Origin of the sequence: Pseudacidovorax intermedius, from assembly GCF_003350475.1 — a bacterium.
GTDB classification, from domain to species: Bacteria; Pseudomonadota; Gammaproteobacteria; order Burkholderiales; family Burkholderiaceae_C; genus Xenophilus; species Xenophilus intermedius.
In genome coordinates this window covers 13,149-38,966 of sequence record NZ_QQAV01000012.1, presented here as the reverse complement: position 1 = coordinate 38,966, position 25,818 = coordinate 13,149, and the positions used below count along the sequence as shown (strand labels likewise).

Annotated in this window: 29 protein-coding genes and 1 other RNA gene; 24 read left to right on the top strand and 6 right to left on the bottom strand. The window is 70.0% G+C overall.

Annotation, left to right across the window (positions count from 1 at the left end; translation table 11 throughout):
- The first annotated feature begins 433 nt into the window (after positions 1 to 433).
- From DFR41_RS22820 to DFR41_RS22805, 4 genes are all read left to right on the top strand, one after another.
- Positions 434 to 1,336 (top strand): flagellin N-terminal helical domain-containing protein, encoded by a 903-nt coding sequence (locus DFR41_RS22820; RefSeq protein ID WP_114804405.1) that lies wholly within the window; start codon positions 434 to 436, stop codon positions 1,334 to 1,336.
- A 103-nt stretch (positions 1,337 to 1,439) separates the two neighbouring features.
- Complete coding sequence (fliD, locus tag DFR41_RS22815; RefSeq protein ID WP_114804404.1) at positions 1,440 to 2,891, top strand: flagellar filament capping protein FliD; 1,452 nt, start codon at positions 1,440 to 1,442, stop codon at positions 2,889 to 2,891.
- A 68-nt stretch (positions 2,892 to 2,959) separates the two neighbouring features.
- A complete protein-coding gene (gene fliS / locus DFR41_RS22810) occupies positions 2,960 to 3,385 on the top strand; it encodes a flagellar export chaperone FliS (RefSeq protein ID WP_017759946.1) in 426 nt (141 codons plus the stop codon).
- A 22-nt stretch (positions 3,386 to 3,407) separates the two neighbouring features.
- On the top strand, positions 3,408 to 3,707 hold the full coding sequence (locus DFR41_RS22805; RefSeq protein ID WP_043114550.1) for a flagellar protein FliT: 300 nt from the start codon (positions 3,408 to 3,410) through the stop codon (positions 3,705 to 3,707).
- A 20-nt stretch (positions 3,708 to 3,727) separates the two neighbouring features.
- On the opposite strand, the gene fliE is transcribed toward DFR41_RS22805, so the two are convergent.
- Positions 3,728 to 4,045 carry a flagellar hook-basal body complex protein FliE gene (fliE, locus tag DFR41_RS22800; RefSeq protein WP_114804480.1) on the bottom strand — a complete coding sequence of 106 codons (318 nt, stop codon included), beginning with the start codon at positions 4,043 to 4,045 and terminating at the stop codon, positions 3,728 to 3,730.
- Positions 4,046 to 4,204: 159 nt separating this feature from the next.
- On the opposite strand from fliE, the gene fliF reads away from it, so the two are divergent.
- The 13 genes from fliF to fliR all read left to right on the top strand — a co-directional run bounded on the left by fliF (position 4,205) and on the right by fliR (position 15,418).
- Positions 4,205 to 6,022 (top strand): flagellar basal-body MS-ring/collar protein FliF, encoded by a 1,818-nt coding sequence (fliF, locus tag DFR41_RS22795; protein ID WP_114804403.1) that lies wholly within the window; start codon positions 4,205 to 4,207, stop codon positions 6,020 to 6,022.
- A 6-nt stretch (positions 6,023 to 6,028) separates the two neighbouring features.
- A complete protein-coding gene (fliG, locus tag DFR41_RS22790) occupies positions 6,029 to 7,018 on the top strand; it encodes a flagellar motor switch protein FliG (RefSeq protein ID WP_114804402.1) in 990 nt (329 codons plus the stop codon).
- Positions 7,019 to 7,058: 40 nt separating this feature from the next.
- Positions 7,059 to 7,802, top strand: coding sequence for a FliH/SctL family protein (locus DFR41_RS22785; RefSeq protein ID WP_170159444.1), 744 nt, complete (start codon positions 7,059 to 7,061; stop codon positions 7,800 to 7,802).
- A 22-nt stretch (positions 7,803 to 7,824) separates the two neighbouring features.
- Positions 7,825 to 9,198 carry a flagellar protein export ATPase FliI gene (gene fliI, locus DFR41_RS22780; RefSeq protein ID WP_244917855.1) on the top strand — a complete coding sequence of 458 codons (1,374 nt, stop codon included), beginning with the start codon at positions 7,825 to 7,827 and terminating at the stop codon, positions 9,196 to 9,198.
- Between the two features lie 31 nt (positions 9,199 to 9,229).
- Entirely contained in the window at positions 9,230 to 9,697 is a 468-nt protein-coding gene (locus DFR41_RS22775) for a flagellar export protein FliJ (RefSeq protein ID WP_114804399.1), read from the top strand.
- Positions 9,698 to 9,777: 80 nt separating this feature from the next.
- A complete protein-coding gene (locus tag DFR41_RS27510; protein WP_147284415.1) occupies positions 9,778 to 11,211 on the top strand; it encodes a flagellar hook-length control protein FliK in 1,434 nt (477 codons plus the stop codon).
- Between the two features lie 113 nt (positions 11,212 to 11,324).
- Positions 11,325 to 11,915, top strand: coding sequence for a flagellar basal body-associated FliL family protein (locus DFR41_RS22765; protein WP_114804397.1), 591 nt, complete (start codon positions 11,325 to 11,327; stop codon positions 11,913 to 11,915).
- A 27-nt stretch (positions 11,916 to 11,942) separates the two neighbouring features.
- On the top strand, positions 11,943 to 12,884 hold the full coding sequence (fliM, locus tag DFR41_RS22760; RefSeq protein WP_017757542.1) for a flagellar motor switch protein FliM: 942 nt from the start codon (positions 11,943 to 11,945) through the stop codon (positions 12,882 to 12,884).
- Complete coding sequence (gene fliN / locus DFR41_RS22755) at positions 12,874 to 13,239, top strand: flagellar motor switch protein FliN (protein WP_017757543.1); 366 nt, start codon at positions 12,874 to 12,876, stop codon at positions 13,237 to 13,239. Before fliM ends, fliN begins: the two co-directional genes overlap by 11 nt.
- A 36-nt stretch (positions 13,240 to 13,275) precedes the next feature.
- On the top strand, positions 13,276 to 13,569 hold the full coding sequence (locus tag DFR41_RS22750) for a FliO/MopB family protein (protein WP_017757544.1): 294 nt from the start codon (positions 13,276 to 13,278) through the stop codon (positions 13,567 to 13,569).
- Positions 13,562 to 14,311: a flagellar type III secretion system pore protein FliP gene (gene fliP, locus DFR41_RS22745; RefSeq protein ID WP_043115081.1), complete on the top strand. Its 750-nt coding sequence runs from the start codon at positions 13,562 to 13,564 to the stop codon at positions 14,309 to 14,311. Before DFR41_RS22750 ends, fliP begins: the two co-directional genes overlap by 8 nt.
- Positions 14,312 to 14,331: 20 nt before the next feature.
- Complete coding sequence (gene fliQ, locus DFR41_RS22740; protein ID WP_017757546.1) at positions 14,332 to 14,601, top strand: flagellar biosynthesis protein FliQ; 270 nt, start codon at positions 14,332 to 14,334, stop codon at positions 14,599 to 14,601.
- A gap of 46 nt (positions 14,602 to 14,647) precedes the next feature.
- On the top strand, positions 14,648 to 15,418 hold the full coding sequence (gene fliR, locus DFR41_RS22735; protein WP_017757547.1) for a flagellar biosynthetic protein FliR: 771 nt from the start codon (positions 14,648 to 14,650) through the stop codon (positions 15,416 to 15,418).
- 39 nt (positions 15,419 to 15,457) lie between these two features.
- Here the strand turns inward: fliR and DFR41_RS22730 are convergent, their stop codons facing one another.
- Positions 15,458 to 15,769, bottom strand: coding sequence for a hypothetical protein (locus tag DFR41_RS22730; RefSeq protein ID WP_114804396.1), 312 nt, complete (start codon positions 15,767 to 15,769; stop codon positions 15,458 to 15,460).
- 246 nt (positions 15,770 to 16,015) lie between these two features.
- An RNA gene (gene ffs, locus DFR41_RS22725) (signal recognition particle sRNA small type) lies at positions 16,016 to 16,112 on the bottom strand.
- Positions 16,113 to 16,199: 87 nt separating this feature from the next.
- Between ffs and dnaX the strand changes: the two genes are divergently transcribed.
- The 5 genes from dnaX (at position 16,200) to DFR41_RS22700 (ending at position 20,810) form a co-directional block, all read left to right on the top strand.
- Complete coding sequence (gene dnaX, locus DFR41_RS22720) at positions 16,200 to 18,164, top strand: DNA polymerase III subunit gamma/tau (RefSeq protein ID WP_114804395.1); 1,965 nt, start codon at positions 16,200 to 16,202, stop codon at positions 18,162 to 18,164.
- A gap of 49 nt (positions 18,165 to 18,213) precedes the next feature.
- Entirely contained in the window at positions 18,214 to 18,546 is a 333-nt protein-coding gene (locus DFR41_RS22715) for a YbaB/EbfC family nucleoid-associated protein (protein WP_017759408.1), read from the top strand.
- Positions 18,547 to 18,568: 22 nt separating this feature from the next.
- Positions 18,569 to 19,159: a recombination mediator RecR gene (recR, locus tag DFR41_RS22710; RefSeq protein ID WP_017759409.1), complete on the top strand. Its 591-nt coding sequence runs from the start codon at positions 18,569 to 18,571 to the stop codon at positions 19,157 to 19,159.
- A gap of 10 nt (positions 19,160 to 19,169) precedes the next feature.
- Positions 19,170 to 19,562, top strand: a complete 393-nt coding sequence (locus tag DFR41_RS22705) for an MAPEG family protein (RefSeq protein ID WP_043118994.1) — start codon at positions 19,170 to 19,172, stop codon at positions 19,560 to 19,562.
- 213 nt (positions 19,563 to 19,775) lie between these two features.
- Positions 19,776 to 20,810, top strand: a complete 1,035-nt coding sequence (locus DFR41_RS22700; RefSeq protein WP_017759411.1) for an ABC transporter substrate-binding protein — start codon at positions 19,776 to 19,778, stop codon at positions 20,808 to 20,810.
- Between the two features lie 58 nt (positions 20,811 to 20,868).
- Here DFR41_RS22700 and DFR41_RS22695 read toward each other — a convergent pair whose 3' ends face one another.
- Complete coding sequence (locus tag DFR41_RS22695; RefSeq protein WP_114804394.1) at positions 20,869 to 22,461, bottom strand: transglycosylase SLT domain-containing protein; 1,593 nt, start codon at positions 22,459 to 22,461, stop codon at positions 20,869 to 20,871.
- Positions 22,458 to 23,246: a hydroxyacylglutathione hydrolase gene (gloB, locus tag DFR41_RS22690; RefSeq protein WP_114804393.1), complete on the bottom strand. Its 789-nt coding sequence runs from the start codon at positions 23,244 to 23,246 to the stop codon at positions 22,458 to 22,460. Before gloB ends, DFR41_RS22695 begins: the two co-directional genes overlap by 4 nt.
- On the opposite strand from gloB, the gene DFR41_RS22685 reads away from it, so the two are divergent.
- Complete coding sequence (locus DFR41_RS22685; protein ID WP_211322646.1) at positions 23,245 to 24,021, top strand: class I SAM-dependent methyltransferase; 777 nt, start codon at positions 23,245 to 23,247, stop codon at positions 24,019 to 24,021. The two genes, gloB and DFR41_RS22685, sit on opposite strands and share 2 nt — an antisense overlap.
- Positions 24,018 to 24,467, top strand: a complete 450-nt coding sequence (gene rnhA, locus DFR41_RS22680; RefSeq protein ID WP_017761721.1) for a ribonuclease HI — start codon at positions 24,018 to 24,020, stop codon at positions 24,465 to 24,467. Before DFR41_RS22685 ends, rnhA begins: the two co-directional genes overlap by 4 nt.
- Positions 24,468 to 24,518: 51 nt before the next feature.
- Here rnhA and moeA read toward each other — a convergent pair whose 3' ends face one another.
- On the bottom strand, positions 24,519 to 25,814 hold the full coding sequence (moeA, locus tag DFR41_RS22675) for a molybdopterin molybdotransferase MoeA (RefSeq protein WP_114804391.1): 1,296 nt from the start codon (positions 25,812 to 25,814) through the stop codon (positions 24,519 to 24,521).
- Between the last annotated feature and the right edge of the window lie 4 nt (positions 25,815 to 25,818).

The window sequence follows — 25,818 nt, the reverse complement described above, 5'->3', positions numbered from 1 at the left end:
GTTACACGGAAAGTATTCAATCTGACATTTCCGGGCAGATGCCGGTTGCATCTAGTGCCTACGCCTTAAGTTTTTCCGTCGTTCTGACAGCGTCACCGGTGCCTGCATGTCTGTCAAGGACGGTGTCTCGTTTTCGTGTCGAGTCTGCAAAAGTTCTATGTCGTAACAGTTGCCGCACAAAAGGCGTGAGATACGTAACAACACGTATGCAGGTCTCGCGACACCTGGAAAGCGGGCGGGGGCAGGTCCGACTGTCTTGCCCAGGGCCGGAATCTTTAGGGTCCGCACCGAAAAATAAAGTGCTCAAGTCGAGCCCCGCCAGACCCGAAATCCAGGCAACGGGCCTCACCGGTCCGTCTGGCAGCCAGTGTCGGCACTGGCAGACATTGGCAACGGATGCCGGATCCACCGGCTTGCAACAGGAGTAGTCACCATGGCCTCGATCATCAACACCAACATCGGCTCGCTCAACGCCCAGCGCAACCTGGCCGCGAGCCAGAACTCGCTGGCGACCTCGATCCAGCGCCTGTCGTCCGGCCTGCGCGTCAACAGCGCCAAGGACGACGCCGCCGGCCTCGCCATCGCCTCCCGAATGGATGCGCAGGTGCGCGGCATGAACGTCGCGGCCCGCAACGCCAACGACGGCATTTCGTTGTCGCAGACGGCTGAAGGCGCGCTGGCCCAGATCGGCAACAACCTGCAGCGCATGCGCGAACTGGCGGTGCAGTCGGCCAACGACACCAACACCAGCAGCGACCGCTCCGCCCTGAACAACGAATACAAGCAGCTCGCCCTGGAAAACGACCGGATCATCAAGAACACGAAGTTCAACGGCCAGGAACTCCTGACCGGCGCTGGTGGAACCAGCGGCAGCTTCAGCTTCCAGGTGGGCTCGAACACGAGCTCCGACAACCAGATCACGGTCACCACCACGAACATCGGCGCCGCAGCGGCGAGCGGTGGCATCGGTGCGCCGGCTGCTGCAGGCGCGAAGGGCACGGCTGCTACTCAGCTGACAACCACGGGCAGCGCCGCTTCGCTCGGTAGCTCCGCCAACGAGGCACTGGATGCGATCGACGCGGTCGACGCCGCAATCTCGAAGATCTCGTCGGCGCGTTCCACCTTCGGCGCCGCCCAGAACCGCTTCGAGGCCACCATCACCAACCTGCAGACCGCGGCCGAGAACACCAGCTCCGCCAAGAGCCGGATCACCGACGCCGACTTCGCCGTCGAGACGGCCAACCTGTCGCGGGCGCAGATCCTGCAGCAGGCCGGCACCTCGATGGTGGCGCAGGCCAACCAGATGCCCCAGACCGTGCTGAAGCTGCTGGGCTGATCGTTCACCGGACGAGGGGCGCGCTGCCGCCCGGCAGGGCGTCTCCACCGAGGCGGCTGGCGATTCTTCGCCCGCCGCCTTCAACCATTGAGGAGCACCGCACATGGCCAGCACCGGCACCGTGACGTCGAGCGGCACCAACATCGACATCGACTCCATCGTCAGCAAGCTGATGTCGATCGAGCAGACCTCGGTCACCAAGCTGCAGAACCAGGCGAGCGCCATCCAGAGCCAGGTGTCGGCGGTGGGCACGGTTAAATCGCTGCTGTCTACCTTGTCGGACGCAGCGACGGCGCTGACCCAGCCGGCTCTGTGGGCCACCAAGACAGCGAGTGCGTCGGCCTCGGCCGTTGGGGTGAAGGTGTCCGACTCGAGCCTTGCTTCGACCGGAAGCTTCCGGGTGACAGTGTCGCAACTCGCGCGCTCGCAGTCGGTGTCATCGTCTGCCATGGCTTCGACCGACGGCTTTCAGGCCGGGACGCTGTCGATACAGCTGGGCACATGGAGCGGAACGACTGGATCCAGCCCCGGCTTTGCCGCAGGCAGTACATCGGCGGTGGATGTCGCCATCAGCGAGGGCGACACGCTGTCGACAGTGGCGTCCAAAATCAATGCCGCGGGCGCCGGGGTAACGGCCAGCGTGGTGACCGACCTCAGTGGACAACGGCTGGTCATGCGCTCTTCGGGCACCGGTGACGCCGCCGGCTTCAAGGTGTCTGCCGCCGGCTCCGGCAGCGGCACGTCACTTGGCGGTTTGGCCTTCGATGCACCCGGAACGGGTGCGGGCATGGCTGCCAACAGCGTCCAATGGGCGGCCAACTCGGTGGCGACGGTGGATGGCGTGACCGTCACGTCGGCCACCAACACCGTGACCGGCGCACTCCCAGGGCTGAGCTTGACCCTCTCGCAGATCAGCACAGACCCAGTGACAGTCACCTCCAGCATCGACACCACGACCTTGACCAATGCGGTCCAAGGCTTCGTCAATGCCTTCAACAACATCAACACGCAGATCAATTCGCTGACCTCCTACGACGCAACCAGCAAGAAGGCCGGGCTGATGCAGGGCGACAGCATGGTGACAGGGCTGCAGACCATGATGCGCCGTCTGGTCGGAACGCCAAATGCAAGTGGCACGTACACGACGCTGTCGCAGTTGGGCATCAGTGTGAGCAAGTCGGCCGATGGCAGCCTGACGGTGGACAGCGCGAAGCTCGATGCGGCGCTGGCCAATCCGGATGCGGTCAAGACGTTCTTCATGGGGGCTGGTGGCGCCGGAGCGACCGACGCCACCGATGGCTGGGCGAGCCGGTTCTCGACGTTCACCCAGGGCGCTGTGGGAACCGATGGATCGCTCGATACCCGCACCGCATCGCTGCAGAAGCAGCTGAAGGCGAACTCCGACGATCAGACCAAGCAGACCGATCGACTGACATTGACGGAATCGCGCCTGCGCGCCCAGTACTCGGCGCTGGACGCCAAGCTCAGCACGCTCACCACGCTGGACACCTACGTCAAGCAGCAGATCGCGCAGTGGAACAAGTCGGGCAGTTGACGTGTAACTGACTTGATTTCGGGCGGCGGCGGCCGATAAAGAAGGAAAGCATCGAATCAGGAGCCGCCATGTACACACCTCCCGCCGCCCGCGTCGCCCGTGCCTATCAGCGCGTCGCGGTCGAATCCAGCATCGAAGGCGGTGCCAGCCCCCACCGCCTGGTCGAGATGCTCTACGAAGGCGTCGGCCAGTCGCTGCTGGCCGCGCAGGGCGCCCTGGCGCGCGGCGACATCGCCGCCAAGGGCGAGCAGATCGGACGCGCCGTCCGCCTGCTCGAAGAAGGGCTCAAGGCAGGCCTGGACCTGTCGCGCGGCGGCGAGCTGGCAGGTAGACTGCGCGCCTTGTACGACTACTGCATCGGCCGCCTCACCACGGCCAACCTGCGCAACGACGCGGCCATCGTGGCCGAGGTGGCCGCCCTGATCGGCCCGGTGGCGCAGGCCTGGCGAGAAATCGGTCCGCAGGCGCATGCAGTGGCCCCCCAACCGGCCTGAAGCCGCTATGCAGGAGCTCGCGATGTCCCATCGACTGCTGGACTACTACAAGGCGATCGAGGACGCGAGCGTACGCATGCTGGAGGCCGCACGCCGCGAGGATTGGGACGAGGTGGTGCGCTGCGAGGGCGCCTGTGCGGTGCTGATCGAGCAACTGCGCTTCAAGGGCCGCAGCGAGAAGCTGGAGCGCACCGAGCGGGCCGAGAAGGCCCGCATCATGCAGCGCATCCTGCGCAACGATGCCGAGATCCGCGTGCTGGCCGAGCCCTGGCTGTCGGACGTGGCCCAGCTCTTCGACGCCCGCCTGCAGACCATGCACTGAGGGCAGAGGCCAGCGGCGCCTCACACCTGCATGTTCATGATGTCCGTGTAGGCCTGCACCAGCCGGTTGCGCACGTGCAGGGTCGCCTGGAAGCCCACCTGGGCCTTCTGGATGGCGACCATGGTCTGCTCCAGGCTGACCTGGGGGTTCTCCATCTGCACTTCCTTCTGCAGTCGCGACGACTCGTTCTGGGCGTTGCTCACTTCGCGCAGCGCGCCCGAGAGTGCCGATGAGAAGCCGCCGCCGGCCGCGGCGTCCACGCCGGCCGCGGGGCGGGCCGTGCCTGCCGGCCGCAGGCCCGCGGCCGAAGGGGTGACGGTGTTCAGGCGCAGTTCCATGGTGGCCAGGATGCTACGGTCCCTCATCGGCACGCCATGGCAGGAATTGAGGCCGAATCCGGGGCCTTATCCAAGGCTTGGCGGCGGCGGTGCTTCGAATAATCGGCGGCCATGCGGAGGCTGTCCTGGCGTCCGTCTTCCAATGCCGCCGCCTCCCTCATGTCCGCCGCTGCCGCCCAGCTTCCCGCCACCAGCCCCCTGCCCGGCAATGCCCTGGTGCCGGCCGGCCTGGCCAGCCGCTTCGCCGCCCTGGACCGCAGCCAGCGCCTGAAGCTGGCGCTGGGCGCCGTGCTGCTGGCGGCGGTGGCCATCGCCGCCCTCGTCATGGGGCGCTCGGCCGACTGGCGCGTGCTGTTCTCCAACCTCAGCGACAAGGACGGCGGCGCCATCGTCGCCCAGCTGGCGCAGATGAACGTGCCCTACAAGTACACCGAGGGCGGGGGCGCCATCATGGTGCCGGCCGACAAGGTGCACGACGTGCGGCTGCGCCTGGCCTCGCAGGGCCTGCCCAAAGGCTCGGTCGCCGGCTTCGAGCTGACCGATGCCAACCGCTTCGGCATGACGCAGTTCCAGGAGAAGCTGAGCTTCCAGCGCGGGCTGGAGGGCGAACTTACGCGTTCCATCCAGGCCCTGGCGGCCGTGCAGTCGGCCCGCGTGCACCTGGCGCTGCCCAACCAGAACGGCTTCTTCCGCGAGCAGCAGAAGCCCTCGGCTTCGGTGCTGCTGACGCTGCATCCGGGCCGCACGCTCGACCGCGCGCAGATCGCCGGCATCGTGCACCTGGTCGCCTCCAGCGTGCCCGAGCTCAGCTCCGCGGCCGTCAGCGTGGTGGACGACAGCGGCAAGCTGCTGTCCAGCACCGGCGACGCCAATGCCAACGGCAGCGTCGATGCCCAGCAACTGGCCTATGTGCAGCAGCTGGAGCAGCTCTACACCCGTCGCATCCTGGACATGCTGGAGCCGGTGGTCGGCAAGCAGAACGTGAAGGCCCAGGTGACGGCCGACGTGGACTTCTCCCAGACCGAGGCCACCAGCGAGGAGCACCGGCCCAACCTGTCGCAGGACGCCAGCGCGGTGCGCAGCCAGCAGACCATCGAGACGGTGGGCGCCACGCCGGCCCAGCCCTCGGGCGTGCCGGGGGCGGCCTCCAACCAGCCGCAACCGCCCGGGGCGCCGGCCGCGCCCATCAACGGCCAGGCCGCCCCGCTGGCCCCCAACGGTGCCCAGGCACAAGGCCAGGCCCAGGCCGGCCAGCGCCCGCCGGGCAAGCGCGAGTCCATCACCAACTACGAGGTCGACAAGACCGTGCGCACCGTGCGCGGCGCGGTGGGCACCGTCAAGCGCCTGTCGGCCGCCGTGGTCGTCAACTACCAGGGCGTGCCCGATGCGCAGGGCAAGGTCACGCCCACCGCGCTGCCCGCGGCCCAGCTGGAGCAGATGACCGCGCTGGTGCGCGAATCCATCGGCTTCAGCAAGGAGCGCGGCGACTCGGTCAACCTGATGAACGCCGCCTTCATGGCCGACGGGGCTGTGGCGCCCGATCTGCCGCTGTGGAAGCGGCCCGAGCTGTACGAGCTGGCCCGCAGCCTGGCCTGGCCGGCGGCGCTGGCCGTGCTGGGCCTGGCCGTGCTCTTCGGCCTGGTGCGCCCGGCGCTCAAGGCCCTGGCCCCGCCCAAGCCCGAGGCCGTCAAGGACAAGGCGCCGCAGGAGCCCCTCGCCCTGGAGGGCGGCCCCGTCGCCGCTGCCCTGCCGGGCCCTGGCGGCGCGCTGGACGCCGTGGTGGGTGACGACCCCGGGCGCCCGTCGCTGGAAGCCCCGGGCGCCGAGGACGGCCCGGAGCCCATCGCCCTGCCGCGTCCGGAGTTGCTGCTGGAGCAGGCCCAGCTGGAAGGCGCCCGTGTCATGGCCCGCCAGAACCCTGCCGCCGTCGCCAACATCGTGCGCGGCTGGATCAACCCCGAAGCCGAGAAGGCCTGAGCCGCCATGGACGAACAAGGACTCGAAGACGCCGCCGTGCTGCTCATGTCGCTGGGCGAGCAGGAGGCCGGCGAAGTGCTGCGCCACCTGTCGCCGCGTGAGGTGCAGAAGATCGGCGAGACCATTGCGCGCACGCATGTGGTGTCGCGCGAGCGCCTGGGTGCGGTGGCGGAGCGCTTCATCGCCGCGACTTCGGGGCAGGGCCTATACGCCGCCGACACGCACCAGTACGTGCGCACCGTGCTGCAGCATGCGCTGGGCGAGGAGAAGGCCGGCATCCTGGCCGACCGCATCCTGCAGACCAGCGACCTCACCGGCATCGAGAACCTCAAGTGGATGGACGCCGTGGCCGTGGCCGAGGTGCTGCGCAACGAGCATCCGCAGATCGTGGCCGCCATCCTGGCCCACCTGGAGCTGGAGCAGGCCGCCGCCATCCTGGTGCAGCTCGGCGAGGACATGCGCGGCGACGTGCTGCTGCGCGTGGCCAAGCTGGAGGGCATCCACCCGGCCGCGCTGGAGGATCTGAACGACGTCATGTTCCGCGTGCTGGCCGGCGGCGGCAAGGTGCGCAAGCCCTCGCCGGGCGGCACCAGGACGGCGGCCGGCATGATCAACCTGCTGGGCGCCGGCAACGACACCTCCGCCCTGGACGCCATCCGCATCCAGGACCCGGACCTGGCGCAGGAGATCGCGGACCTGATGTTCGTCTTCGACGATGTGCTCAAGCTCGACGACCGCTCGGTGCAGCTGCTGCTCAAGGAAGTGGCCACCGAGACGCTCATCGTCGCGCTCAAGGGTGCGGCCGATCCGCTGCGGGACAAGTTCCTCAAGAACATGTCCTCGCGCGCCGCCGAGGCCCTGCGCGAGGACCTGGAGGCCCGCGGCCCGATGCGCGTCTCGGAGGTCGAGGCGCAGCAGAAGGAAATCCTCAAGACGCTGCGCCGCCTGGCCGAAGAAGGCCAGGTGGTGCTGGGCGGCGGCGCGGGCATGGTGTGAGACCGGCTGCCCTGCCATGTCGCTGGCCTTGCTTCCGTCCATGAGCCGATCCCGACTGATCAGCGCCGAGCGCCTGGCCGTGCTGGCTGGCGGCACGGCCGCGCCCTGGGCCTTCGAGCGCATGGATGCACCGCCGCCCGCCATCGCCGAAGAAGAGAGTCCGCCGCCCGAGCCGCCGATCGACATCGAGGCCCTGCTGGCCGAGGCCCGTGCCCAGGCCTATGCCGATGGCCATGCGGCCGGTACCGCCGAGGCCCGGGAAGAGGCTGATGCAGCCCTGCGTGCGCTGACCGAGGGCCAGTTGCAAGAGCAGGCGCAGCGCTTCGCGGCCATGCTCGATGCGGCACGCGAAGGGCTGGACGCGGCGCAGCAGGACATCGCCCGCGGCACCCTGGACATCGCCTGCGCATTGGCCCGCCAGGTGCTGCGCCAGGAACTGGCCACTCACCCCGAACTGCTGGAACCCGTGGTGCGCGAGGCCATCGACCTGCTGGTGGCCGACGGCCGCAGCGTGCGCGTGGTGCTCTCGCCCGACGACCATGCCTGGCTGGCGGGCGCGCTGGAACAGGAATTCGCCAGCCGCGGTCTGAGCGTGGTGGCCGAGCGCGGCATGTTGCCGGGCGACTGCCGACTGGAGTCGGCCGGTGCCGTGGTCGATGGCGGCATCGCTCCGCGCTGGGCCCGCGCCGTGGCCAGCCTGGGATTAACGGTGCCCTGGGAGGCACCCGCCACGGCCGATGCCCGAGACGCCGGCCAACAGGAGCCCGACCGTGATGCCGCCTGAGCGCGCCGTCTGGCAACGCTTCATGGACGACGCGCGCCGCCGCGTCGAGCAGGCGCCCGGCCTGGAGGTGCGGGGCACGCTCACGCGCGTGGCCGGCCTGGTGCTGGAGGCGCGCGGCGTGCGCGAGCCCATCGGCGCCCAGTGCCAGGTGGTGATGCCTGGCAGCCCGCCGGTGCTGGCCGAGGTGGTGGGCTTTTCCGGCGAGCTGGCCTACCTGATGCCCGCCGGCGATGTGCACGGGCTGTCGGCCGGTGCCAGCGTGGTGCCCGCCGCTCCCTACGTGCCTGTGCCTCGCCTGGGCGAGCCCGAACGCGATGTGCGGGCGCGCAGCGGCATGCTGCGCCTGCCGCAGGGGCAGGGACTGCTGGGGCGCGTGGTCGATCCCCAGGGCATTCCGCTGGACGGGCAGGGGCCCCTGCAGGACGTGGTCGCCGAGCCCATGGACCGCCGCCCCATCAACGCCATGGACCGCGACCCTGTGCGCCTGCCGCTGGACACGGGCGTGCGGGCCATCAATGCGCTGCTCACTGTCGGCCGTGGTCAGCGCATCGGCCTGTTCGCCGGCTCCGGCGTGGGCAAGAGCGTGCTGCTGGGCATGATGGCCCGCTACACCGCGGCCGACGTCATCGTGGTCGGCCTGATCGGCGAGCGCGGCCGCGAGGTCAAGGAATTCATCGAGGACATCCTGGGCGAGGAGGGCCGCGCCCGCTCGGTGGTGGTGGCCGCGCCGGCCGATGCACCGCCGCTGCTGCGCATGCAGGGCGCCGCCTATGCCACGGCCGTGGCCGAGCACTTCCGCGACCGGGGCCAGCATGTGCTGCTGCTCATGGATTCGCTCACCCGCTATGCCATGGCGCAGCGCGAGATCGCGCTGGCCATCGGCGAGCCGCCGGCCACCAAGGGCTATCCGCCGTCCTGCTTTGCGCGGCTGCCGCAGCTGGTGGAGCGCAGCGGCAATGGCCTCAACGGCGTGGGCTCGATCACCGCCTTCTACACCGTGCTGTCCGAAGGCGATGACCAGCAGGACCCGATCGCCGATGCGGCCCGCGCCATCCTGGACGGGCACATCGTGCTGTCTCGCGCGCTGGCCGAAGAGGCGCACTACCCCGCCATCGACATCGAGCAGTCGGCGTCGCGCGTGATGCACAACGTGGCCACGCCGGAACACCTGGAGGCGGCCCGGCGCTTTCGCACGCTCTACGGCCGCTACCGCAGCAGCCGCGACCTGGTGCGGGTGGGCGCCTACGCGGCGGGCAGCGATGCGGTGCTGGACGAGGCGATCCGCCTGCAGCCGGTGATGAGCGCCTTCCTGCAGCAGGACATGCGCGAAGGCGCGCCCCTGGACGAGAGCGTTGCCGGCCTGCAGTACATCGCCGACGCCGTGCAGGCGAATTGACCGGCGCCCTGAACAACTTCGAAGGATTTCCATGTCCGCACCCAAGACCGACGCGCTGGCCATGGCCGAGCAGATGGCCCGGGCCCGGCGCGATGCCGTGGCGCAGCAGCTGGCCGTGGTGCGCCAGGCCTGGGTCGCGGCGCAACTGCAGCTGGACCAGCTGGAGGGCTATGCGCAGGAAACCACCGTCCGCTGGGGCGCCTCCGACGCGCGGCATGCGCCCGAGATCATGCGTCACCACTACCAGTTCATGGACCGGCTGCACCACACCATCCGCATGCAGACCGGCATCCTGGAGCAGCATGCGCAGGCGGTCTCGCGGATCTCCGCCAAGGTGCGCGAGGCCGAGCAGAAGCTGGAGGCGCTGCGCCAGGTGATCGCCAGCCGCGACGCCAAGGCACGGCAGGCCGAGCAGCGACGCGAACAGAAGGCCGCCGACGAGCTGGCGGCGCAGGTGCACCGGCGCGGCCAGGGTCGTGCGCCGTGGGAGGGTCGGTGACCGCTGTGCCTCCCTCGACGGCCGGGGCCTCCGCTGCCAAGGCACCGCCACGGCTGCCGGTTGCTGGTGGTGAGCCGGCATTGCAGACGCAGACGGCCGAGGGCGGATTCGCCTCGCTGCTTCGGCAAGCCGGCACCGCCAGGGCCGAAGCGCAGGCACAGGATGAGTCCGGCGAAGAGGGCGATGCGGGCGCCCGGACTGAGAGTGCGAAGCGGTCTTCGGAAGGACCGCATCGGGAGGCGGCATCCACTGCGGAGGTCGATGCACCAATGGCCGGTCCCGCCGAAGAGCCGGATGCCGCGGCTGACATGCGCCCGCACGACAGGGATGCAACGGAGCCGATGTTGGACGACAGGCCTGCCAGCGCCACTGCGCAGGACATGGCACTGATGTTCGCTCAGCTGCAGCAGAAGCCCGATGCAGCTGCGGCGGGCGCGACGGCATCGGCGGTGGCGCAGCCTGGCGTCGAGGCGGTGGGCGACGTGCGTACGGCCAGACTGGCAGGCCACGCGGCGGGGATGCCGGTGCCCGGCGACATGACCTCAACCGCAGCATCGAGCGGCATCGTCCCGGATCGCGCTGGCACGGCGCTCGAGAGTCCAACGGCGGCGCACGGCGAGCGAAGCGCCGCAACCCCTGTTGACCAGACACCCGCCGAAGCTGCCGCAGCGGCCGGGTCCGCCCGCTGGCAGACCCGCATGCTGGGCCAGACCCTTGCCGATCGTCCACCTGTGACCGAGGCGGGCGCGTCCGTGCATCCCGCCGCCGCGTCCGCGCAGGGGCCGGCCGGTTCTGCGGTCGCCACAGTCCCGCAGCCACCGTCGGATGCGGTGCTGGCTGCACAACATGGGGCCTCGACACCACCAAGGACGGCGCCGGAGGCGGCGGTCCAGCCGCAGCCCACCGTAGTGTCGGCAGAGGCGGCCCTGGCCGGTGGCTGGAAGCGTGTCGACGTGCGCGATGCCGAGGCGCCCCAGACGGCTTCGGCGACGGTCGCGCTGCATGGCTGGTCGGGTGGCGGGGTGGCCGATCTCGGCGGCACGCTGCCCATCACCGCGCCCTCGGCCGCCGCGCATGCGGGTACCACCCTGGGCGACGCCTCGGATGCACTGCTCGACCCGATCAGCTGGTGGGCGGCGCAGCAGGTGCAGGGCGCCCAGCTCACGGTCGCGGGGCCGGGCGACGCACCCGTCTCGGTGCAACTGCGGCTGCAGGGGCAGGAGGCGCAGGTGCTCTTCCAGAGCGACGACCGGCAGGCGCGCCAGTTGATCCACCAGTCGCTGCCGCAGCTCGAGCAGATGCTTGCCGGCCAGGGCCTGAGCCTGGGCTCGGCCAGCGTGGGGACCGCACCGGGCCAGGGGCAGGGCGCCGGCGCGCAGGCGCAGGGCGGCGGCTCGCCGCCGGCGGAGTCCGGGGCAGGGCGGTCTTCGGCCGACCCGGTCGACCTGCCCCCCGCGGCGGCATCGGCCGGCACGCGCAGGCCGGGCCAGGGCGCGCTCGACCTCTTCGTGTAATCCGGAAAGAAGCCGGTTTTCCTGCCTTTGTTCCGCGGCTCGGCCCGGGTGGGTGCGCCGAATAATTCCCCCAAGGTCCGGTGCCGGGCCCTGCAAACCGAGGGGAATGATCCGTGTCCGCCAATGCCGCCGCCGAAGGGGCCGCCAAGCCCAAGAGCAACCTCATCAAGATCGTGCTGATCGTCGTGGCCGTGCTCGTGCTGGTGGGCGGCGCGGCGGGCGGCACCTGGTTCTTCATGAAGGGTGGCAGCCATGCCAAGGGCAAGGACACCCATGCCGAGGCGACCACCGGCGACGAGGAAGACGACGAGGCGCCATCGTCCGCGAAGAAGCCCGCCCCGATCTACATGGCCCTGGAGAACATGGTGGTCAACCTGGCCGACCCCGGCGGTGACCGCTTCGCGCAGATCGGCGTGACACTCGAACTCAGCGACGAGAAGCTGGGCGAACAGATCAAGCAGCGCCTGCCGGCCGTGCGCAGCAGCATCCTGATGCTGGTCTCGCAACGCACTGCGGAGGAACTGCTGCGGCGCGACGGCAAGGACAAGCTGGCCCAGGACATCGTCATGGAGGTCTCCCGCGTGGCCGGGCTGCGCACGCCGCGCCCCATCCGCACAGAAGGCGAGGGCGACAAGCGACCGCTGACCCAGCGCTACACCGGCCCGATCCGCGCCGTGCTGTTCGCCAGCTTCATCGTGCAGTGAGCGCGTGCCGTGCCCGGAGGTGAAGCGATGAGCGAGGACACCCTTTCCGACCCGGCGCAGGCCGCCACGCCGCCGAGCGTGCTGGAGCTGCTGCCCAGCGACCGGCGCGTGCGCCAGCCGCTGCCCATGCTGGACGTGGTCAACGAACGCTTCGTGCGTCACCTCGGCCAGGGGCTGTTCCAGCTGTCGCGCCGCAGTGCGCAGCTGGGCGCCGCGAGTGTGCAGGTCCGCCGCTGGGAAGAGGTCATGGCCGACTACACCGGCGAGCTGGCCATGCCCGCCTGCTTCGGCGTCTATGGCCTGCAGCCGCTGCGCGGCCAGGCGCTGTTCGCCTGCGACAGCGGCTTCGTCTCTGCGCTGGTGGATGCGCTGTACGGTGGCGGCGGCACGGTCCACACCCCCATCGACCGCGATTTCTCGCCCACCGAGCAGCGCGTGATCCAGCGGCTGATGGTGCTGCTGGGCCAGGAGTACGCCCGCGCCTGGAAGGATGTCTATCCACTGGTGCCCAGCTATGTGCGCCACGAGCGGCTGCCGCAGTTCACCGGCGTCGCCACGCCGCAGGACGCGCTGGTGGTGACCACGCTGTCCGTCGCGCTCGGCACCTACGAAGGCCAGCTGCGCCTGTGCCTGCCCTATGCGGCGCTCGAGCCGATCCGAGACGTGCTCTATGGGCCGCAACAGGCCACCGCGCTGGCGGAGGACCGGCGCTGGGTCAGCCAGCTGGCACGCGAGATCCAGGCCGCCGAGGTCACGCTGGTGGCCGAACTGGCCCAGGCCGAGCTCAGCGTGGCCGACCTGCTGGCCATGAAGCCCGGCGACTTCATCCAGCTGGACCGCCAGCCGATGGTGCTGGCCACCGTCGAAGGCGCCCCCGTCTTCGCCTGCCGCTACGGCACGCACAACGACCGCTATGCGCTGCGCATCGAGCAGCACCTCGGCAGCCAAGGAGCTTTCCATGAGCAATGACACCTCTTCCTCTTCCGCCGCCTGGGCCGAGCCGCTGGAGCCCGGCGAGCCCGGTGCCGCCGCGGCCGCGCCGGATGCGGCGGCCATGGCACAGGACATCCAGCGCGTGCTGGACATCCCGGTACAGCTCTCGGTGGAGCTGGGCCGCAAGAAGGTGCCGATCAAGCAGGTGCTGCAGATGGGGCAGGGCACCATCGTCGAGCTGGACACGCTGGCCGGCGAGCCCATGGACGTGCTGGTCAACGGCTACCTGGTGGCGCAAGGCGAGGTGGTGGTGGTCAACAACCGCTTCGGCATCCGGCTGACCGATGTGGTGACGCCCTCGGAGCGGCTGCGTCGTGTGCATCGCGCCTGAGCATCTTTCGTTCGATTCGACCCGGATGCTTGCCGCGTGACCCAGAGCCTTCTCACCATCGCCCTGTTCATCGCGCTGATCGCGGCGCTGCCCCTTGTGCTGCGTCGCATCCGCGCGCGCCAGCTGCTGGCGCCCGGCGCTGCCGACGCCGCCTCGCGCGTGGTGTCGGCCGTGGCGGTGGGCCCGCAGCAGCGCGTGGTCACGGTGGAAGTCGGGCCGGCCCACGCGCGGACCTGGCTCGTGCTGGGCGTGACGGCGCAGGCGGTGAACTGCCTGCAGACCCTGCCTGCGGCCAGCGTCCTTCCTGCGCAGGAGCTCGGCGATGCGTAAGTGGATGGCGGGCGCGGGCCTTGGCCTGGCGCTCATCGCGCCGGTGCTCGCGCAGCAGGCGCCCGCGGCTGGCCAGTTGCCGCTGCTGATCGGGCAGGGCGCGGGTGGCACCAGCTATTCGGTACCCATCCAGACGCTGCTCTTCTTCACCGCGCTGAGCTTCCTGCCAGCCGTGGTGCTGATGATGACGGGCTTCACCCGCATCGTGATCGTCCTCTCGCTGCTGCGTCAGGCGATGGGCACGCAGGCCGCGCCGCCCAACCAGGTCATCATCGGCCTCTCGCTTTTCCTCACGCTCTTCGTGATGGGGCCGACGCTGGACAAGGTCTACGCCGAGGCCTACGAGCCCTACAGCCGCAACGCCATCGCCTTCGACGAAGCGCTCTCGCGCGCCGAGCAGCCGATGCGCCAGTTCATGCTCAAGCAGACGCGCCAATCGGACTTCGCGCTGTTCGCGCGGCTGGCCAAGCTGCCCTCGGAGACCACGGCCGAGACGGCGCCGCTGCGCGTGCTGATCCCGGCCTTCGCCACCAGCGAGCTGAAATCGGCCTTCCAGATCGGCTTCATGATCTTCATCCCCTTCCTGGTGATCGACATCGTGGTGTCCAGCGTGCTGATGTCGCTGGGCATGATGATGCTGTCGCCGGTGCTGGTGGCGCTGCCCTTCAAGCTCATGCTCTTCGTGCTGGCCGACGGCTGGAACCTGCTGCTGGGCTCGCTGGCCGCCAGCTTCATCACCTGATTTCGCCAAGGATCATTTCCATGAACGCCCAGATGGTGCTGACGACCGGCCAGGATGCGTTGCTGCTGCTGCTGATGGTTTCCGCCCCTGTGCTGCTGGCCGTGCTGGCAGTCGGCCTGGTGGTGAGCATCTTCCAGGCCGTCACGCAGATCAACGAGGCCACGCTCGCCTTCGTGCCCAAGCTGGTTGCGGCCGTGGCCGTGCTTGCCATCGCCGGGCCCTGGATGCTGACGATGCTGGTGGACTACCTGCGCCGCATCATCGAGTCGCTGCCCAGCGTCGTCGCTTGATTTTCTGCACGGCACCCATCGGGCGGCGGGCCGTGCAGGGCCGCGCATGCTGACCTTCAGCGAAGCCCAGCTCACGGCGTGGATCACGCCGATGCTCTGGCCCTTCCTGCGGGTGCTCGGCCTGTTCACCACGGCCCCCGTGTTTTCCTCGCGTGCGCTGCCCGTGCGCGCACGCATCGGTCTGGCCTTTGTCATCGCCTTGTGCGCTCAGGGCGTGCTGCCACCGGCCCCCGCCATCGGCGTGGACAGCCCGTTGGCCCTGGGGGCGCTGGTCCAGCAGGCCGGCATCGGCATGGCCATCGGTTTCGCGGCGCGGTTGATCCTGGCCGCGGTGGAACTGGCGGGCGAACTGGCGGGGCTGCAGATGGGTCTGAACTACGCGAGCTTCTTCGACCCGATCAACAACACGCAGGCCAGCGCCGTGTCGCGCTTCTTCGGCACGCTGGCCACCTTGCTCTTCGTGGTGGTCAATGGCCACCTCGCGGTGCTGATGGCCGTCATCAAGAGCTTCGAGGTGTTCCCCATCGGCGGCGGCCTCATGGATGCGCTGATGCGGGTGCGTGTGCACGAGCTGGGCGCCGAGCTCTTCGCCAGCGCACTGTGGATCGCCTTGCCGATGGTCGGTCTGCTGCTCTTCGTCAACCTGGTGCTGGGCATCATCTCGCGCGTGGCGCCGCAGATGAACATCTACGCCATCGGCTTTCCGGTCACGCTCACGGCCGGCATGGCGGCCATGGCGTGGGTGCTGCCGACGCTGGAGTCGCCGCTACTGGGCCTGATCGATCGGATGCTGGGCGGCTTCGTGGGCGGTCGCTGAGGCCGGGGCGTGGCCGCGCGAGTCCCTGTGGCGCAGAGCCTATTGCGGCACGCAGAAGTAGCCGCCGCCGTCGAAGGGACGGCCAAGGCCGTCTTCGGCGCGTGCGTGGTAGCCGGTGGGCTTCCAGTGCGTGCCGTTCTTGTCGAGCGAGCCGCAAACGCGGTTGCCTGCAGAAGCAAGGTTCTGGGGCACCGGCCCGAATGCGCCGGGGCGGTCCCACACCCAGGTGTCGCCTTCCTTGACGAGTCGGGGAGGAATCACGTCCTCGCGGTCGCCGGGACGGGCCATCCAGGCACAGCCCTGCAGGGTGAGGAGGACGAGCACGGGCAGCAGGAAAGTCGAGCGCTTCACGGTGTATTCCAGTCGAGCCAACAGCCCCGGGATGGGGTTCTGGGCGGCAGTCTAGGAATCGATGCAGGCGCCGGATCGGCCTGCTGTCAAGCGCTTAACAATTGCAAAGCAACATTCACAAACCCGGGGAAAGGGCGCGAATGCACGCGCCCGACCCGCGGCGGTGACACAGCGGAGGATGGGGGAGGGATCGCAAACCCGGCGGGTTCGAGGCCCGCTGGCGCGGACACGACGATCGAAGAAGAAGGTGACGAGCCTTACCCCCGGCACTGGCTACGCAGTTAGGGCTGCTTGGTTCCCCACCTGACCCGGTTGGCCGCTTGACCATGCGGGGAGGCCCGTCGAGGTCGATCATAACCCAGGCTTGCAAGCCATCCCGCGGCGGCGGGCCTTCCCGGGGCCGATGGCACCGCCTCTTAGAATCGACCGGATGTCCTACCTCGTGCTCGCCCGCAAATACCGTCCTCGCAATTTCGGCGAGATGGTGGGCCAGGAGCACGTGGTGCAGGCCTTGAGCAATGCGCTCACGCAGCAGCGGCTGCACCATGCCTACCTGTTCACCGGCACGCGTGGCGTGGGCAAGACCACGGTCTCGCGCATCCTGGCCAAGTCGCTCAACTGCCAGGGGCCGGACGGCCAGGGCGGCATCACCGCCACGCCCTGCGGCGTGTGCCAGGCCTGCACCGACATCGATGCCGGCCGCTTCGTCGACTACACCGAACTGGACGCGGCTTCCAACCGTGGCGTGGACGAGGTCCAGGGCCTGCTGGAGCAGGCCGTCTACAAGCCGGTGCAGGGGCGCTTCAAGGTCTTCATGATCGACGAAGTGCACATGCTGACGAACACCGCCTTCAACGCGATGCTCAAGACGCTGGAAGAGCCGCCCGAGTACCTCAAGTTCGTCCTGGCCACCACCGACCCGCAAAAGGTGCCGGTCACGGTGCTCAGCCGCTGCCTGCAGTTCAACCTGCGGCCCATGGCGCCCGAGACGGTGCTGGATCACCTGACGCGTGTCCTGGGCGCCGAGCAGATCGAGGCCGAGCCGGGTGCGCTGCGCCTGCTGTCGCGTGCGGCGCGCGGCTCCATGCGCGATGCGCTGTCCCTCACCGACCAGGCCATCGCCTATGGCAACGGCAGTCTGGCTGAGGCGGGCGTGAGGCAGATGCTGGGCAGCGCCGATCGCGGCCATGTGCATGCCTTGATCGACGCCCTGGCTCGTGGCGATGGTGGCACGGTGGTCGAGACGGTCGATGCCATGCGCGTGGCCGGCCTGGCCGCCGCGTCCACGCTGGAGGAGATGACGGCCGTACTCCAGGCCATGGCCGTGCTGCAGGCCGTGCCCGCCCGCGCCGCGGCCGTCGATGCCGCCGACCCGGATGCGGCCGAGGTGGCGCGGCTGGCCGGCGCCATGCCCGCCGACGAGACGCAACTGCTCTACAGCATCTGCCTGCATGGCCGCGCGGAGCTGGGTCTGGCGCCCGACGAGTACGCCGGGCTCACCATGGTGCTGCTGCGTCTGCTGGCCTTCAAGCCTGCGGGCGCGGCTGAAAAAAAAAGTCCGCTGAACGCTGAGGCGCGGCCGGCAACGGCCGCCGTGGCGGTGGCGCCTGCGACGCCGCGGGGCTCGTCCGTGGCGCAGGCGTCTGCATCCGCGCCACCGGCTGCGCATGCGCAGCCCGCACAGTTGCCGGAGACGCCTTCCGAGCGGCTACCGGCGGAGCGGATGCCCCCTGCGCAGCAGGCATCGCCGGCCCCCGTGGTCGTGCGCGCCGAGGCCGAAACGCAAGCCGTCTCCGTCGCACGTCCTGCTCCCTTGGCGCCCGTAGCCGGGCACCCCGTGCAAAGGTTGCCGGTCGTCGACATGCCGGGCCGCAGTCCTTCGCCGCCGCCCAGGCCGGCGCCTGCGACCGGCGAGCCCGACACGCCGGTGGTCGCCGTGCCGCTGCGCGTGCAGCCGCCGCCGGGCGCGCGCGAGGCGCCGCGGGAGTCCGCCGCAGGGCGCATCCGCCCCAGCGAAGAGGGCGACTTCTGGCACCAGACCGTGATGGGCCTCGTGGCCGCCGAGGCGATCAATGCCCTGGCACGCGAACTGGCGCTGCAGTCGCAACTCGTGGCGCGTGACGTCGACCAGTGGCTGCTGCGCGTGGAGCGCGAAACCCTCAACCAGGGCGCCAGTCGCGAGCGGCTGCAGAATGCCCTGGCCGGCGCCGGCCATGCCGTGCGGCTGGTCATCGAGGTCGGCGCCGTGGTCGACAGCCCGGCGCTGCGCAACAAGGCGGCTGCCGAGGCCCGCCAACTCGCGGCCGAGCAAGCCATCATGGGCGATCCCGATGTGCAGGCGCTCATGCGCCAGTGGGACGCCCGCATCGTGCCCGGCTCCCTCAAGCCGGCCTGATTCCGTTCACCGACAACCTCATCTCCAGACCTAGGAAGGAACCCGCCCCATGTTCAACAAAGGACAACTCGCCGGCCTGATGAAGCAGGCCCAGGCCATGCAGGACAACCTCAAGAAGGCCCAGGAAGAGCTGGCCCACATCGAGGTCGAAGGCGAATCCGGTGCCGGCCTGGTGAAGGTCGTCATGACCTGCAAGCACGACGTCAAGCGCGTGACCATCGACCCCAGCCTGCTGGCCGACGACAAGGACATGCTCGAGGACCTCGTGGCTGCCGCCTTCAATGCCGCCGTGCGCAAGGCCGAGGAGACCAGCGAGCAGAAGATGGGCAAGATCACGGCCGGCATGCCGGGCCTGCCCGGTGGCATGAAGTTCCCCTTCTGAGCCTGCCCTTCGCCGCCGCACGATGTCCGACGCCCACTCGCTCGACACGCTGATCGAGGCGCTGCGGCGCCTGCCGGGGGTGGGCGCCAAGTCGGCCTCGCGCATGGCCTTCCATCTGCTGCAGCACGACCGCAACGGCGCCCAGGTGCTGTCCCGCGCGCTGCAGGACGCGGTGCTGCAGGTGCACCACTGCAGTCGCTGCAACACCTTCACCGAGGCCGAGCTGTGCGAGGTCTGCCGCGACCCGCAGCGCGATGCCAGTAAGCTGGCCGTGGTGGAGACGCCTGCCGACCAGGCAGCGCTGGAGCGCACCGGCGCCTTCCGTGGCTACTACTTCGTGCTGATGGGGCGGCTGAGTCCGCTCGATGGCGTGGGGCCGCGCGACATTGGGCTGCACCAGCTCGTGGCGCGGGCCACCGATGGTCACGTGAGCGAGGTGATCGTCGCCACCAACTTCACGGCCGAGGGCGAAGCGACGGCGCATGTGATCGCCGAGGCGTTGCGCAGCCGCGGCCTGACCGTGACGCGCCTGGCGCGTGGCGTGCCGGCCGGCAGCGAACTGGAGTACGTCGACCTGGGCACCATCGCGCATGCGCTGGTCGACCGCCGTTGAGGCGCAAGGCATGAACGCGAGCCACCTGACGCTGGCCTACTGGTGCGTGCTGGTGGCCGCCTTGCTGCCCTACCTGACGGCGTACATCGCCAAGGCGGGCGCCTTCGCCCGCCGCGACAACGATGCGCCACGCGACTGGGCCGGTCGCCTGGAGGGCTGGCGCGCGCGGGCCATGGCGGCCCATGCCAATGGCTTCGAGAGCCTGCCCTTCTTCATCGGCGCGGTGGTCATCGCCCACCAGTACGGCGCGGCGCAGGCTCGGCTCGATGCCCTCGCGGTCGCCTACGTGCTGCTGCGGGTGGTGTTCGTGTCGCTCTACATCCGCGGACGCAGCACGATGCGCAGCGCCGTGTTCGCGCTGGCGCTGCTGGTCAACATCGCGATCCTCTTCGTCGGGCGCTGAGCCGCCCCGCCGGCCGCACGGGGCCGCCGCTGCCCGCGGTGCGTTCCGTGGAAACCCGTGTGGGGGATGGTCCGGATGCTGCCGCGCGTCGGCGCCTCCTAAGCTCGTGGCAAACGCCCGGGCTCTCCTGCCAGGTGCGGCCCCCTCGATGCGACGGGGCGGCGGCCCTGTCAGCGAGCACCACAGCTTTGCCAGAGAGGAACCACCGCTGCCATGCTCCACCGCCGCGCCTTCTGCGCCGCGGCCGCCGCAGGTGCCGCGCTGGCCATCGCGCCTGGCGTGCGCACCCAGCCGCGGCTCGAAAAGAACCGCGTCGTCATTGCCGTCGCGGGCAAGGCGTCGTTCTACTACCTGCCCCTGACGCTGTCCGAGCAGCTGGGCTACTTCCGGGCCGAGGGCCTGGACGTGGAGGTGGTGGACCATGCGGCGGGCGCGCGGGCCCTGCAGGCCCTGCTGAGCGGCTCGGCCGACATCTGCTCCGGTGCCTTCGAGCACACGTTGAACCTGCAGGCCGGCGGCCAGTTCTTCCCTTGCTTCGTGTTGCAGGGCCGCGCGCCCCAGGTGGCCATGGGCACGTCGACCAAGGGCTTCGCGGCCTATCAGGCGGTGCCCGATCTGCGCGGGCGTCGCGTGGGCGTGTCGGCCGTTGGATCGGCCACGCACATGATGGCCAGCCTGGTGGCGGCCCGCGGCGGCCTGCGCCCGGCGGACGTGCAGTATGTGGGCGTGGGCTCGTCCGCGGGCGCGCTCTCCGCGCTGCGCACGGGCCAGGTGGATGCCATGAGCAACAGCGAGCCGGTGATGACCATGCTCGAGCAGAAGGGCGATGTGAAGCTGATCGCCGATTGCCGCACCTTGCGTGGCACGGCCGAGGTGTTCGGCGGTCCCATGCCGGCCGCTTGTCTCTATGCGTCCGAGGACTTCCTGCGGCGCGCGCCCAACACGGCGCAGGCGGTGGCCAATGCGGTCGTGCACAGCCTCAAGTGGCTGCAGACGGCCGGGCCCGGCGACCTCATCAAGACACTTCCCGAAAGCCACCTGCTCGGCGACCGCGCGTTGTACCTGGCGGCGTTCGACAAGGTGCGCGAGTCGATCGCGCTGGACGGGCTGGTTCCCCCGGAAGGGCCGCGCACGGCGCTGGCTGCCATGACCACCTTCGACGCCAGCTTCAGGCCGGAGCGGATCGAGCTGGACCGGCTCTACACCAACGACTTCGCCCAGCGCGCCAAGGAGCGCTACAAGGCCTGACCGGCGGCCCGCCGCGGGCGCGGCCGTTGCGGCTCGCCGCGGACGGGCACCGGGGCGGTCAGCGCTTCTTCTTGGACGGCGAGCCGCCGCGGGGCGACGTGACCGCCTTCTTCGAGCTGGCGGTGGTGCTGCGCGCGATCGCGCGCGTGGACACCGGTGCGACCGCGGCCCGCGCCACGCCGCCGCCGCGTTTGCTGGTGACCACGGCATGCTTGGCGCCGCTGCCCACGTTCTCGGCGGCCGCCGCCCGCACGGGCAGGTACACCACGACCTGGAAGCCGCGCTTGAAGCGGTGGCCCGCTGCCACGTCGTTCCACTGCGCCACGCGTGCGGGGCTGAGCTTGTAGCGGTTGGCGATGCTGGTGACGCTGTCGTTGCGGCCCGCCTTGACCACGGTGCGGCGGGTGACGATCTCGGGCTCGAAGCTCAGGTGGCCGGTCTCGGCCACCACCGCGGCCACGTCTTCCTTCACGCGGGCGGTGCGCGGCACGATCAGCGTGGAGCCCGACTTGATCAGCATGCGCGGCGGGATGTTGTTCATCGCCCGCAGGTCGGCTTCGTTCATGCCGGCGCGCTGGGCGGCGTCGGCCACGGTCATGGTCGAGGGCACCGTCCAGGCCGTCCAGCTCGCGTACTGGCCCTGGTTGTAGGCCTCGAAGTTGCGCTTGAAGACGGCGGCGTTGTCCCAGGGCAGCAGGATGGGCGTGCCGCTGGCGGCCAGCAGCACCGGCTTGTGCGCGGCGGGGTTGAGGGCCCGGAAGTCCTCGATGCGCACGTCGGCCAGCTTGGCGGCGAGTTCCACGTCCAGGTCGCGCGTGAGCTCGACGGTCTGGAAGTAGGGGTGGTTGGCGATGAAGGGCAGGTCGACGCCGAACTGCTGCGGGTTGGCGACGATGTTCTTCACCGCCTGCAGCTTCGGCACGTAGTAGCGGGTCTCGTCGGGCATCTTCAGGTCGGCGTAGCCCGTGGGCAGGCCGGCCTTCTGATTGCGCGCGATGGCGCGGCCCACGTTGCCCTCGCCCCAGTTGTAGGCCGCCAGCGCCAGCTGCCAGTCGCCGAACATGGTGTAGAGGCGCTGCAGGTAGTCGAGGGCGGCGCGGGTGGAGGCGACCACGTCGCGCCGGTCGTCGCGGAACAGGTTCTGCTTGAGGTCGTAGTCGGTGCCGGTGGCCGGCATGAACTGCCACATGCCGGTGGCGCGCGCGCTGGAGACGGCCTGCGGGTTGAAGGCGCTCTCGATGTAGGGCAGCAGCGCCAGCTCGGTGGGCATGCCGCGCCGTTCGAGCTCTTCGACGATGTGGAAGATGTACTTGCTGGAGCGCTCGGTCATCCGCTGGATGTAGTCGGGCCGGGTGGCGTACCACTGCTCGCGGTCACGCACGAGGTCGCTGTCCAGGTCGGGCATCTTGAAGCCGCGGCGGATGCGGTCCCACATGTCCACCGGCGGCGCGAGGGTGACCACGCTGTGGCCGGTCCATTCCTGGCTGCCGGGCACCAGCGGCGTCAGCCGGCCTGTGGGATAGACCGGCGCGGCGGAGGACGAGGAGGCCGTTGCGGCGGCCTGGATCGCCTTGGAGTCGGGCGGGGTGCTGGCGCAGCCGGCCAGGAACAGCGAGGCAGCCACCATGGCGGCGGCGAGAAGTCTCTTCATCGGAAGTCGTTTTTCCATTGGCGCAGGGCAGCGAAGACGGCAACCTCGTCGTCGGACTGCACGCCGGGCGCGTGCGCCTGGACGGCGGCGATGACGGTGCCTTCGCGCGAGCGCAGAAAGGGGTTGGTGCGGCGCTCCATCGCCAGCCGGGCCGGCAGGGTGGGGCGCCCCTGGGCGCGCAATGCCTGGCATTGGCGCTCGTAGTCGATCAGCGCGCCATTGCCGGGTTCCACGGCGAGGGCGAATCGCAGGTTGGACAGGGTGTACTCGTGCGCGCAGCACACCTGGGTGTCGTCGGGCAGGGCGGCCAGCGCATCGAGCGAGGCCAGCATCTGCGCCGGTGTGCCCTCGAACAGGCGGCCGCAGCCGCCCGAGAAGAGGGTGTCGCCGCAGAAGAGCAGCGGGTGGGAAAGCGGGGCCGGCGGCTCGCGCAGCACGTAGGCGATATGGCCGGCCGTGTGGCCGGGTACATCGATGACATCGAAGCGCAGGCCGAGTGCCTGCGCGTGGTCGCCACCGCGCATCGGCGCGAAGGGCTGGGGGATGTTTTCGGTGGCGGGACCGAAGACCTGGGCCCCCGTCGCCTCGCGCAGCGCAGCCACGCCGCCCGTGTGATCGCCGTGATGGTGTGTGACTAGAATCGCCGCCAGTTCAAGCCCGGGCTCCCGGGCCAAGGCGTCGAACACCGGTCCGGCGTCGCCTGGATCCACCACGGCGGCCTGCCCGTCGATCTGGAGCATCCAGATGTAGTTGTCGGCGAAAGCAGGCAACGGAACAAGGGTCATGACCGATCAAATTATAAAGTTGGGCGATTGGTTGAAGACCCCGCCCGGCCGCCTGCTGCAGGCCTGGGAGGCGTCGCAGTTCGACGAGGCGGTGGTCGACATCTTTGGTTATCACGCACTGCAGCTGGGCTGTGCCGAGATCGACACGCTGCGCACCAACCGCATGCCGCATCGCTGGCTGGCCGGTGGTTCCGAGGAGACGCCGGCCGCTTCGGCCCGCCTGCTGACGGACTTCTCGGCCTTGCCCTTCGGCGCCAACAGCCTGGACCTCGTCACGCTGCCCCACACGCTCGAACTCGCGGCCGACCCGCACACCACGCTGCGCGAGGTGGAACGGGTGCTGGTGCCCGAAGGCCGCGTGGTCGTGTGCGGGCTGAACCCGGCGAGTCTCTGGGGCCTGCGGCAGCGCCGGGCCCGACTGTACCGGCATCTGGGCGGCGGCGAACTTTATTTGCCGGGCCCCTCCGAACTCATCAACTACTGGCGTCTGCGCGACTGGCTGCGTCTGCTGGGCTTCGAGGTCGAGTCCGGCCGCTTCGGCTTGTACCGGCCGGCCGCGCGCGGTGAAGCCTGGCTGCAGCGCTACCGCTGGATGGACGACCTGGGCGAGCGCTGGTGGCCCATCTTCGGCGCCGTCTATTTCGTCGTCGCGGTCAAGCGCGTGCGCGGCATGCGTCTGCTGCCGGCCGACTGGAAGCGGCGACCGGCGATGGCTGCGGCACCGCGCCCGATCGCCGGCCGGACGTCCAGAACTGGAAAGAAACACACCCTTTGAACGAAGTCACGATCTACACCGACGGTGCCTGCAAGGGCAATCCCGGCCCAGGCGGCTGGGGCGCCTGGCTCAAGTCCGGCACCTTTGAAAAAGAAATCTTCGGCGGCGAGCTGGACACCACCAACAACCGCATGGAGCTGATGGCGGTGATCGAGGCGCTGGCCGCGCTCAAGCGGCCCTGCCGCGTGGTGCTCTTCCTGGACAGCCAGTACGTGCGCCAGGGCATCACGTCCTGGATCCGCAGCTGGAAGGCCAAGGGCTGGCGCACCTCGACCGGTCAGCCGGTCAAGAATGTGGAGCTGTGGAAGCGGCTCGATCAGCTGGTGGCCGACGGCGGGCACCAGATCGAATGGCGCTGGGTGCGCGGGCACTCGGGCGATCCAGGCAATGAACGCGCGGACGCACTCGCCAACCGTGGCGTGCTGCACGCGCAGGGGCGCGCCTGAGCTTTCCGTCGTTGTTCACGGCGACCGCCGGGCGCCAGGCGCGCGCCGCCGTCAGGACAGCGTGTCCAGCAGCAGCACGTCGACTTCCTCGTCGGCGTCGACGTGGCCCTGATCGTGCGGCAGCACGACCAGGGCGTCTGCCGCCACCATCGCGCTGAGCACCGCCGAACTCTGGTTGAGCGCGACGTCGACCACCGGCAGGGCGCCGGGCACCCGGCGGAGCACCGCGCGCTGGTACTCGGTCCGGCCGGGGCGCTTGCGCAGCGCGCGGCTCGTGCGTGCACGCACCAGGGGCGGCGCGACCGCCTCGGCTGCGCCGCACCCGGCCAGTTGCAGCAGCGCCGGCCGCACGAAGACCAGAAAGCTCACCATCGCGGCCACCGGGTTGCCCGGAAGGCCGAAGAAGGGAAGCGGGGCGCCGGCATCGCCCGTCAGCACGCCAGCAGCAAAGGGGCGGCCGGGGCGCATCGCGACGTGCCAGAAGGCCAGTTCGCCCGATGCTGCGAGTGCGGACCGTGTGTGGTCGGCCTCGCCCACGCTCACGCCGCCGGAGCTGATCACCACGTCCGCCTGCCGTCCGGCATCGGTCAGCGCTGCGGCCAGGGCGTCGGCCCGGTCGGGCACCGGGCCCAGGTCGAGCGGCGCCAGGCCCAGGCTGCGCACGAGCGCCGAGAGGGTGGTGCGGTTGCTGTCGTAGATCGCACCGGGGCGTGGCGGCTCGCCGGGCTGGAGCAGTTCGTCCCCGGTGGACAGGACGGCGACCCGGAGCCTGCGCCGCACGTTCACCTCTGCCTGTCCGAGACTCGCGAGAAGGCCGAGCGCCGCGGGCGCCAGGCGTGTCCCCGCAGCCAGTGCCAAGCCCCCGGCCCGCAGGTCCTCGCCCGCCTTGCGGCAGTGCGCGCCGGCGACGACGCGGAGGCGGTCGAAGCGCACCCGGTCGGCCTGCGGCTGGCACAGCTCCTGAGGCACCACGGTGTCGGCGCCCCGTGGCATCACGGCGCCCGTCATGATGCGCAGGGCTTCGCCCGGGCCCAGCTGGCCGTTCCACGGTGCGCCCGCGCGGGCTTTTCCCACCACGCGCAGGTCCAGCTCCGCGCCGGCGGACTGCAGCGCCGCGCCGGAGAAGGCATAGCCGTCCATGGCGGCGTTGTCGTGCGGCGGAACGGAAACCGGCGACAGGACGTCCGCCGCCAGGATGCGGCCCACTGCTTCACCCAGCGCGATCTGCTCGGTCGGCAGGTCCTTGCGGCCACGCGCGACCAGACGGGCGATGCGCTGGTGCACTTCGTCGACATGCAGGTCGGGCGTGGTGTCGGCGTGGGAGGGATGGTTGGGCGAAGAGGTCATGGCG